The organism is Priestia sp. P5_B4, assembly GCF_056400385.1.
The window spans coordinates 1-8,895 of the sequence record NZ_JBFULJ010000107.1 but is presented as its reverse complement, the minus strand read 5'-3'; the positions used below and the strand labels follow the sequence as shown (position 1 = coordinate 8,895).

The following is an 8,895-nucleotide window of genomic DNA, read 5'->3' as shown; positions in this document are numbered from 1 at the left end:
GATAATATCATCTCCTGGACGCGTGCGTTTTTCTTCAATGATTCGATAAAAATAAGTTTCTAGCTCATCATTTGCTTTCATTTTCTCTTGCTGCAATTTTTCGAGCGTTTCACGTTCGTTATTAGAAGGACCGGCTACGATAATATCCGACCAATCTTTAAACTGACGCTGATCTTCTATCGGCACGCCTAAAATATCGGCAATTACCATAACCGGAAGCGGATAGGACAGATGCTCGACTATATCAATATCTTCAAGATGCTCAACTTCTTGTAATAATTCAGCTGTAATACGCGCAATTTTAGGCTCCCATGCTTTCATTGCTTTAGGCGTAAAAGCTTTATTAACAAGCGCTCTCATTTCAGCATGCTTAGGCGGATCAATATTAATTAGACTCGTTCCTAGAGCAGTTTGTCTTTGGTTTTGTGGAGGTCTTCGATCAGAAGAAAAAATATTCTTTTGTTCCAGCACTTCTTTGACCCCGTCATAGTGAAAAACATCCCATACCTGCCTTTCTTCATCCCATTGCACAGGCGCGGTGTTTCTCATCTCTTCATACCATGAAAAAGGATTAAAGCGCTCTTCTTTTGTTTGAATTGTATTCACCTGACGGACAATTCCGTTTTCTCTTTCGGTTTTCATGTTAAAACCTCCCCGTATCGTTCAAATAGAATGACTGTGCAGTCATCTATGACCAAATAGTACCATATATACGAATTTTCTTAAAAATGATAGCTGTATATTTTAGTAAAAATGAATCGATAGAAGGATATTTTTTACAAAAAAGGGTAGGCGCATAGCGCCTACCTTTTTAAGAATAATGTTCTTCTGGTTTGTGTAATCGGTTGTCTAACGCGTACGCGCCGCTTCCTGCTAGAATCATATGAAGCGAAACGACAAAAAGGGCAACCTCAAGCTCATAGCCGCCTGTAAAACCAGCACCGCTTTTCGCTGTAAAAATAGCGCTAATCATCACAATCGCAAACAAGACACCGATTAAACGCGTTTGAAATCCAAGAATCATAGCGGCTCCCCCTACGAATTCAATAACCGCAACCGCATAAGCGAAAAACGCAGGAATGCCCATGCTGTGGAAAAAACCGACCGTATTATCAATACCGCTTTGGAATTTGCCAAGGCCATGAATAAAAAACGTTAGCCCTAACATAAGACGAAGTAAAAACGTTCCAAGCTGATAGCTTTTCATTTCTTTTCCTCCTTTTTTACTTTTGTCTGCACATGTAACAATTTTAGTTACAACTGTGAACAAATTCAAGGGGTTAGAACAGAAAAACAAGATATCAGCAAATTTCTTTCCTTATCTTAAACGTTTCTTTTGTAAATGAGCCCCCACCCACACTCCCTACTCAGTCGCGCTGAAGATACGAGAGAAATGCAAAAATATGATCCTGAATAATAAGTTCTGCCGTAGCAGAATGGCTCTTTAATAATAGGTGTTCAGAATATCGAAATCGGTTAAATTTATTTACATCAACATGGTGAACGGCCTGCACATGACAACCTTCTATGATGGCTTTTATTTGGGCAAAAGGCGGTACAGCAAGAGATTCAGGCCTAATTTTCTCCAGGCACTCTCTACTTATGGCATGAGGAACAGCAGTCATGGAGCTCATTAATAAATCTTTTCTTCCTATTGTCTCGTTCAATACGTACTTCCACCCCTGCACAACATGCGTGAGCTTCGCTTCATCTTCACATACGTTTAAAGCTACATCAACACCGCTCGCTACCGCTGAAGCAAACGGATACAACTCTTGAGCTGAAAGAGCAAAATCCCCGTCTATAAAGAGAAGAATATCTCCCGTTGCTGCAAGTGCCCCCGCAGCTCTTCCGCAGTCATGCCCTAACCGCTCATCGTAGACGATAGTTTTGACGCCCTGTTCTTTGGCGTACTTCTCTGACTGATCCGTAGAGCCGTTAATCACGACAATGATTTCTAACGGCTCAAGTTTTCTTGCTTCTGCAATCACTTGTTTGATTGTTTGTTCTTCGTTGCAAACTGGAATAATAACAGACAGCTGTTTTCCTCCATAAAAAGAAGATAATTTCCCCCAGCCGTGCTCAACAACTGAAATGGGCTGCGTAAGTATATCCACTCGCCTTTTACGATTTGATGCAAGCGTATAGTATGTTTGAAGAAGCTGCTGGTAGGATTGAATTCGCTCTTTGGTGCGCAGCGGGCGATCAAATGGACGAAAGTTTCCTTTCCCCTGTGTTTCAATCGACATAGACATACTTACGCGGTATTGTGTTAAAAATGTCACAAATAACGAAAGAGGCGGCAGCTCCCAGTAGTTCTTCAACACACTTAACTGTACCCCGTAAGGCGCTTTTAAATAAGCGTTGGCGTGGTGAGGCTTCCCAATCGCATGATGCAAAACCCTACTCCACATCAGCTCGCTGCGGTTAAAAGCATTCATTTTCATTTTCCCCCACTTGTTTAGCACAACATCGCTATGTCCAAATAACAAAGGCTGAACAAAACGCTCAAGCTCGGAAGCCGAAAGAATAATGTCTCCGTCTACAAACAAGACGGCATCTCCTTTGGCAGTCTTTGCTCCTTCCATTCTCGCTTCATGTGGAGACATACGCTTTTTTATTACTTTTACCGTGCACCCTTCTTCTTTCGCTATTTTTACTGAAGCATCTGTACAGCCATTTGCGACCACAATAATCTCAAGCACGTTTACTTTTTTAATTTGCTTAAGCACAGTTTTTAGCGTTTCTTCTTCATTGTAAACGGGCAGCACGACAGAAAGAGTTTTCATTGATATCCCCCCTAAAAAAAGAACCACTGAACAATTCAGCGGCTTCATTCATTTAAAATACCTCTTGTATCCACAACTTTTTTTGCGTATTTTACAATCGACCAGTCGATTTGACTGTGATCGGTTAACACAAGTACAACATCGCTTTTTTTAACTTCTTCTTTTGTCAGCGGGACTGAGAAATACGTTTGCTTATTTAATATAGCGGAGTCAATGTAAGGGTCATGATACGTCAGCTCATATCCTTTTGTTAAAAGACCTTCACATACCGTCAGCGCCGGCGATTCACGCATATCATTTACGTCTTTTTTATACGCCATGCCCACAACAAACACGTGTTTCTCATTTGCTGCGAGCTGCTTTTCAACACGTTTAATTACTTTATTTGGCATTTCTTCATTAATATGATGAGCAGCTTCAATAAGTTCGCTTGTTAACCCATTTTGCTTTAGTTTCCATAAAAAATAAAGCGGATCAACGGGTATGCAATGTCCTCCAATTCCGGGACCTGGATAATACGGCGTGAACCCAAACGGCTTAGTAGATGCCGCCTGTAAGACCTCATGAAAATCAATCCCTAATTCCTCACACAGTTCATTTGTTTCATTCACCAACGAAATATTGACAAGACGCTGAATGTTTTCAAACAGCTTGCACATTTCCGCTACTTTTGGAGAAGAAACAGGTACGACTTGCTGAAAAATACTTTTATAAAACGTCTGCACGTGATAAAGGCAGTCTTTGCTGTAGCCGCTAATCACTTTTGGAATATACTCAATGTCGTACGACTTGTTTGCTGGATCGACTCGTTCTGGAGAGTAAGCTAAATAAAAATCAACTCCCGCTTGCAAATCAGACTCCTTTAAAATAGGTAAAACAACTTCTTCAAGCGTGCCTGGATAGGTAGAGCTTTCATAAATAACGGTTTGTCCTTTTACCATATGTTCTTTCAAAAACGTAGATGCGCTAATAACGGGTCCTAAGTCCGGATTATGATTCTCTGTAATAGGAGTTGGCACGGTCACCACTACATAATCGCATGCTTGAAATGCGGAAATACCTTTTTTTAATTCATATGCTTGAAAGTTTTTCTCTCTTTGAATCACATCATTACGTACATCTGGAATATAGCTTTCCCCTTGTTTTAGCGCTTCAATTTTCCGGACGTCAATATCAAGTCCAATCACGGTGTAGTTTTTCTTAGCAAACAAAAGAGCAAGCGGCAGTCCCACGTACCCTAGACCAATAACGGCAACTTTTTTATTCATTCTTCAACACCTCAAACAAAAGATCATGTCTTCGTATGTCGGGAAGAAATTCGCCTCTTTCGCTAGTTTGGCTAATATAGTACGCCATGGCCTCTACATAATCTCCTAAAATTCGCTGAGTTGATGCTGCTAGACCTTTGACTTTCATATGCTCTTTTCGAATCCGATTTGTTCGCGCCACATCCACAAAATGAACAGGCTGGACATTAAAGCCGTACATAATACTTTTTAATTGAAATAAAGGCGGAATAATAAGAGATTCGTAGCCTACTTTCTCCATTACATCTCGTTTAATGGCATGGGGAATAGCCGTTGTTGTATTAATTGTTAAATCAGGACGTTTACAGACAAGGTTCAGAAAATATTTGGCAGTACTTACCGAGTGAATAGGATGCACTTCGTCAAGCAGACACTCTAAATTATTAAGCGCTACATCAATGCCTTGTTCAGCTGCTTCTAAATACCGCCGTAAATCTTCCGCGGAAATCACAATGTCTCCATCTATGAACAAGCAAACTTCACCGCTGCTGTACATCGCACCGATTGCTCGAGGTACATTATGTCCAAGCCGCTGCTTGTAATGAAGAACAGTAGCACCCGCTTCAATTGCTCGCTTAACCGTCACTTCGTCTGCCCCGTTGGCAACCACGATGATTTCTTCCACTCCGGCTTTTTTCACTTCTTGAATCACGCTTGCAATCGTTTCTTTTTCTTCACCTACTGGAATAACAGCACTGTACTTAACGCCTGCTTTCCGCTTCACGCTTGGTGTATAAGCGGAAACAACTTCTCGGTTTCGATCGCCGTCTGTTAGTMCTCCTCTTATGCCTTTTTCTTCGATAAGATGAGCTAACGCTTTAATGTGGTCTCCAATAATATAATTAGTGGAAATAGGAAAAGGTGAATTGGTAGGAATTGTTTTGTGGGTGGTTCTAATCTTATTTGTATAAATAACGTCTGAAGAACACGGTGCAACGATTGACATTCCTTTTAAAAGAGCAATCGTTTGAGCGAGCGGGGGATGAGCTAAATTCTCATATCCAATTTCAGCAGCCGATGTTTTTTTTATGGCATGAGGAATGGCTGTTAATGCTTGAACGGATAAATCTTCGCGCTGTAAGCACAAGTTCAGCATATATTTTGCAACAGAAACAGGATGAGGATGCACCTTTCGTTTCATAATCCACGTAAGGTTATTCAAGGCGATATCATGACCGGTTTCTATAGCTTGCGTATATTTTATCAGCTCTTGATGAGGAACCGCGATATCTCCGTCCAAAAAAAGCAAAATGTCTCCTTTTGCTTTTTTAGCCCCAATGGCTCTTCCGATATTAATGCCAAGAGCTTCCTCATAATAAATGACGCGGCAGCCTGCATCCTTGGCTATTGCCTTAGTTGCGTCACTAGATCCATTTACGACGACAATAATCTCAAACGGCTTCATTTTCTGAACTTCTTTAATAACAGGTAACAAAGAATCGGCTTCGTTACAGGCTGGAATAATCACTGATACTTTCAAACTCACTCAACTCCGCTAAAAATTCGAACATACGTAATGGCTACTAGTGGAATTGTTACGTCCGTTGGCTCACCATATGAGCTTGATGTACGCACAACAGCCGCTGCGTCCGTAACAGCAAGCAGTGTTCCATTAATAACGTCAATAGCTGTGATAATTTGCACAAATGAACCCACATTTTCTCTTAATGCATCTTGAAACATACTTTTCTCTCCTTTCGTTTAAGCACTTTGAATAGTGACAATGCTTGTAAATGGCAGTAATACCGTTGATGTGGAAGACTCTATCAATTCTAAATAGTTATCCCCAACAAACGTCACGACGCCCTCAAGCGGACCAGCCGTTGTTTCAATTACAACTTCTTGTCCGATATACTGCTTAGCAATTTCTTTAAAAGGTGATTCTTGAGCTTCTTTAATAATACTGATCACATATTCTTTAAACGTGTCGGAATAAACAACGTCTTCTACTGCTTTTTTTGTGTTTTCCTGAATAAATTCAGCAAATCGATTGGAAAACAACAGATGTCTTATCCTTTCTACATAGCGACGGTAACAACAAAAAAACATAAAGTTTGTTCCTCCTTTTTATACTGTTATCCCTTCAAATTACCTACAACAATTGACGCAACCTGAGAGATTACTTTATCAATATATACAAGCTGTATCAGAAAGGTGACAGAACTTTTGTCGTATTTCCATACAAATACGCACTTGACTAGCCCATTTTGTATAGGGATAATCCCCTACCTACTGAAACCAATATAAAAAAGACAAAGCCCTCAGGCTTTGCCTTTTTTATTTATTAAATGATAAATCAGTTAGCTGCAATACGCTTTGCTCCTATATAGCGCTCTTTCCAATAGCTTGAATTTTTATCGCTAATTGTCACGCCTTTAGAAGACGATGCGTTAATAAATTTTCCGTCTCCAAGATAAATGCCTGCATGAGAAGGACCTTCTTTGTACGTTTCAAAGAACACAAGATCTCCTACCTGCGGTTCACTTACATTTTCACCTGCTTTATAGATATCTTCAACCGTTCTGGGAATATCAACGCCTACGCTTTCTTTATATACATACTGAAGATATCCGCTGCAGTCAAATCCTGAAGGTGTAGTGCCGCCCCATTTGTACGGCGTGCCCATTAAGGATTTTGCTTTGCTGATTACTTTATCCGTATTCACTTCTGATTCGCCTTCTACAACGCCGCCTTTACCTAATGCATTGTATGTATTCTCTCCAACAACTCCATCTGCTTCTAGGTTATGTTTCTCTTGAAAAGCCATAACCGCTTTTTTTGTTTCATAATTAAAATAACGCGATACTTCGCCTTTTAAAAATCCTTTATCTTTTAACACCGTTTTAACTTGTTCAACATCATCATTTGTCATCCCTTGTTTTAAAACCGTGTCGCCAAACGCAGCGTGTCCCATTGCCGGACTTGCAAATAAAGCTCCTCCTACAAGAAGCGCCGATAGCATTTTTTTCATTTCGTTTCCTCCCCGAATCATGTTTTAAGCACCGTACAACCATACCATCTGCGGATAACAATTCAATTAATAGAAGATAACAATTTGATAACAATCTTCTTAAACAGCCTCAACTCTTGGATGTAAAACGCCGAAATATAAGAAGAAGAGAAAAACAACTATTCTAGCAAATAAAGGTGATAAACATGAATTGGTTTAAACGAAACAAAGCGCACGCCGAAGCAGCCGCTGTCGAATCCATCACTGTAAAGCTTCATGTATCGGACCCGATGATAAAAAAGCAGATTAACATGATTTCCTTAACAGCAGAGGATCTCGAACGGATTGCCAGATTTCAAGTTCACGCGCTGAATGCCATCGAAGAGATCGTGAACGATTTTTACAAAGCTATTGGTGAACAGGCCCATTTGGTTGCGATTATCGAAAAGCACAGCAGCGTCCATGCATTAAAACAAACGTTAAAGCGGCATATTTTAGAAATGTTTGATGGACAAATAGATGATGCTTTTGTGGTAAAACGTCAAAAAATTTCCAAGATGCACGTTAAAATTGGACTTGAGCCAAACTGGTATTTGTGCGCATTTCAAAATTTATTTACGTCGCTTCTTTCAGTATGTGAACGTAGGATGGAATCAAAAGAAGAATGTCTGGCTTTTATTGCAAGTATGACAAAGCTTATTAGTCTAGAACAGCAAATTGTGTTAAAAGCCTATGAGCTTGAATATGACGAGCAGCGCGCTGGACTTCAGACTCAAAAAGAGAAAATTCAGCTAGAAATCTCTCGTACATCATCTATCCTTTCTTCGCTATCTGAAGAAACGAAGACATTTATGAATCAAATGCACAACCAGTCCTCTGACGTCGTTTCTTATGCAAACAAAAGCTCTGAACTAGCAGAAGTCATTGAGAAAGAATCCGTTACGAGTCAAGCAAAATTAAAAGAAGAACAAAACATGCTGGGAAGCATACAAAAAAATACGTCGCTCATTCAAAACAAAATGAAAACGCTCGAACATACATCACAGCAAATTCATCAAATCGTTTCGATTGTTACTTCTATTGCGGAGCAAACGAATTTATTAGCATTAAACGCTTCGATTGAGTCTGCTCGAGCGGGCGAGCATGGAAAAGGATTTGCAGTGGTGGCACAGGAAGTACGGAAGCTTGCAGAAGAAACGAAGAAATCTATTGCTAATATTTCCACTTTTATCGGTGACATTCAAAAACAAATCGAAAGCGTCTCGGCGCTAGGCGGAGAAGTCGCTACATTAACAAAAGATACGGCTGACAATATGAACAACATTACTTCTTTTTTCACGAACGTTCTTAGCATAACAACCGAGAACAAACAGCAAACCGTGCTAACCAAAAAAGAGCTTGAAAAAATAGCGGATGTAATGAAGCAACTGTCTCTGCGAATTGAGAAGATGGCCCATTCCTCAGAAGAACTTGAACGGTTAACTGAAAAAAGTTGATATGCAAAAAAGCCTTCTCAGCTTGCACAAGAAGGCTTTTTTATTTTTTCAAGCTAGCAGCGGGCTCTTGAGAAGAACGTTCGATAAACTGGACAAAATCTTCTCCGTATATGCTTCGAATCAGAGCCGTCAGCTCAACAAAGTCAGGCAGCTCTCCGTAAACATCTCGAAGCGGCATTGCTCCTTGAAACAAAGGATTTTCAAGAGGATTATAATCCTCGAGCGTTTTTAAAAACATCTTTTTTCCTTCTTCTGTGAGCTGTACGTATGTATTCCGCTTATCTTTCTCATTTTTAGAAAGGGTAAGATAGCCCCGCAAGTGCAATTTTTTTGCAAAGTTAAAAGCTGTGGAT

At 40.1% G+C, this 8,895-nt stretch carries 9 protein-coding genes and 1 pseudogene; 1 reads left to right on the top strand and 9 read right to left on the bottom strand.

Annotated elements, in window-relative coordinates; genetic code table 11:
* The 8 genes from AC1DRF_RS11545 to AC1DRF_RS11510 all read right to left on the bottom strand — a co-directional run.
* Nucleotides 1-642: cytochrome P450 (locus tag AC1DRF_RS11545; RefSeq protein ID WP_477740783.1), on the bottom strand; the 642-nt coding region annotated here is incomplete at its 3' end.
* 169 nt (nt 643-811) lie between these two features.
* Entirely contained in the window at nt 812-1,207 is a 396-nt protein-coding gene (locus AC1DRF_RS11540) for a DoxX family protein (RefSeq protein WP_477740782.1), read from the bottom strand.
* A gap of 160 nt (nt 1,208-1,367) precedes the next feature.
* The gene (locus AC1DRF_RS11535; RefSeq protein WP_477740781.1) at nt 1,368-2,789 is read right to left on the bottom strand and encodes a glycosyltransferase family 2 protein; all 1,422 of its coding nucleotides are present in this window, start codon (nt 2,787-2,789) and stop codon (nt 1,368-1,370) included.
* A gap of 44 nt (nt 2,790-2,833) precedes the next feature.
* Nucleotides 2,834-4,057: a nucleotide sugar dehydrogenase gene (locus AC1DRF_RS11530; RefSeq protein ID WP_477740780.1), complete on the bottom strand. Its 1,224-nt coding sequence runs from the start codon at nt 4,055-4,057 to the stop codon at nt 2,834-2,836.
* Nucleotides 4,050-5,576 carry a glycosyltransferase family 2 protein gene (locus AC1DRF_RS11525; RefSeq protein ID WP_477740779.1) on the bottom strand — a complete coding sequence of 509 codons (1,527 nt, stop codon included), beginning with the start codon at nt 5,574-5,576 and terminating at the stop codon, nt 4,050-4,052. The genes AC1DRF_RS11530 and AC1DRF_RS11525 overlap by 8 nt, the downstream gene beginning before the upstream one ends.
* A gap of 2 nt (nt 5,577-5,578) precedes the next feature.
* Nucleotides 5,579-5,779, bottom strand: a complete 201-nt coding sequence (locus tag AC1DRF_RS11520) for a hypothetical protein (protein WP_014458685.1) — start codon at nt 5,777-5,779, stop codon at nt 5,579-5,581.
* An 18-nt stretch (nt 5,780-5,797) separates the two neighbouring features.
* Entirely contained in the window at nt 5,798-6,145 is a 348-nt protein-coding gene (locus tag AC1DRF_RS11515) for a DUF2642 domain-containing protein (protein WP_097823168.1), read from the bottom strand.
* Between the two features lie 247 nt (nt 6,146-6,392).
* Complete coding sequence (locus AC1DRF_RS11510) at nt 6,393-7,067, bottom strand: C40 family peptidase (protein ID WP_043978437.1); 675 nt, start codon at nt 7,065-7,067, stop codon at nt 6,393-6,395.
* 185 nt (nt 7,068-7,252) lie between these two features.
* Here AC1DRF_RS11510 and AC1DRF_RS11505 point away from each other — a divergent pair, with 185 nt between their 5' ends.
* A complete protein-coding gene (locus AC1DRF_RS11505; RefSeq protein ID WP_016765189.1) occupies nt 7,253-8,542 on the top strand; it encodes a globin-coupled sensor protein in 1,290 nt (429 codons plus the stop codon).
* A 40-nt stretch (nt 8,543-8,582) separates the two neighbouring features.
* Here the strand turns inward: AC1DRF_RS11505 and AC1DRF_RS11500 are convergent.
* Nucleotides 8,583-8,895 (bottom strand): annotated as a pseudogene (locus AC1DRF_RS11500) (HTH-type transcriptional regulator Hpr); the annotation flags it as partial.

Bases quoted from the DNA above. Each gene is read 5' to 3' on its own strand.
- AC1DRF_RS11540 (WP_477740782.1), bottom strand. From the start codon at position 1,207: ATGAAAAGCTATCAGCTTGGAACGTTTTTACTTCGTCTTATGTTAGGG.
- AC1DRF_RS11530 (WP_477740780.1), bottom strand. From the start codon at position 4,057: ATGAATAAAAAAGTTGCCGTTATTGGTCTAGGGTACGTGGGACTGCCG.
- AC1DRF_RS11535 (WP_477740781.1), bottom strand. From the start codon at position 2,789: ATGAAAACTCTTTCTGTCGTGCTGCCCGTTTACAATGAAGAAGAAACG.
- AC1DRF_RS11505 (WP_016765189.1), top strand. From the start codon at position 7,253: ATGAATTGGTTTAAACGAAACAAAGCGCACGCCGAAGCAGCCGCTGTC.
- AC1DRF_RS11520 (WP_014458685.1), bottom strand. From the start codon at position 5,779: ATGTTTCAAGATGCATTAAGAGAAAATGTGGGTTCATTTGTGCAAATT.
- AC1DRF_RS11515 (WP_097823168.1), bottom strand. From the start codon at position 6,145: ATGTTTTTTTGTTGTTACCGTCGCTATGTAGAAAGGATAAGACATCTG.
- AC1DRF_RS11510 (WP_043978437.1), bottom strand. From the start codon at position 7,067: ATGAAAAAAATGCTATCGGCGCTTCTTGTAGGAGGAGCTTTATTTGCA.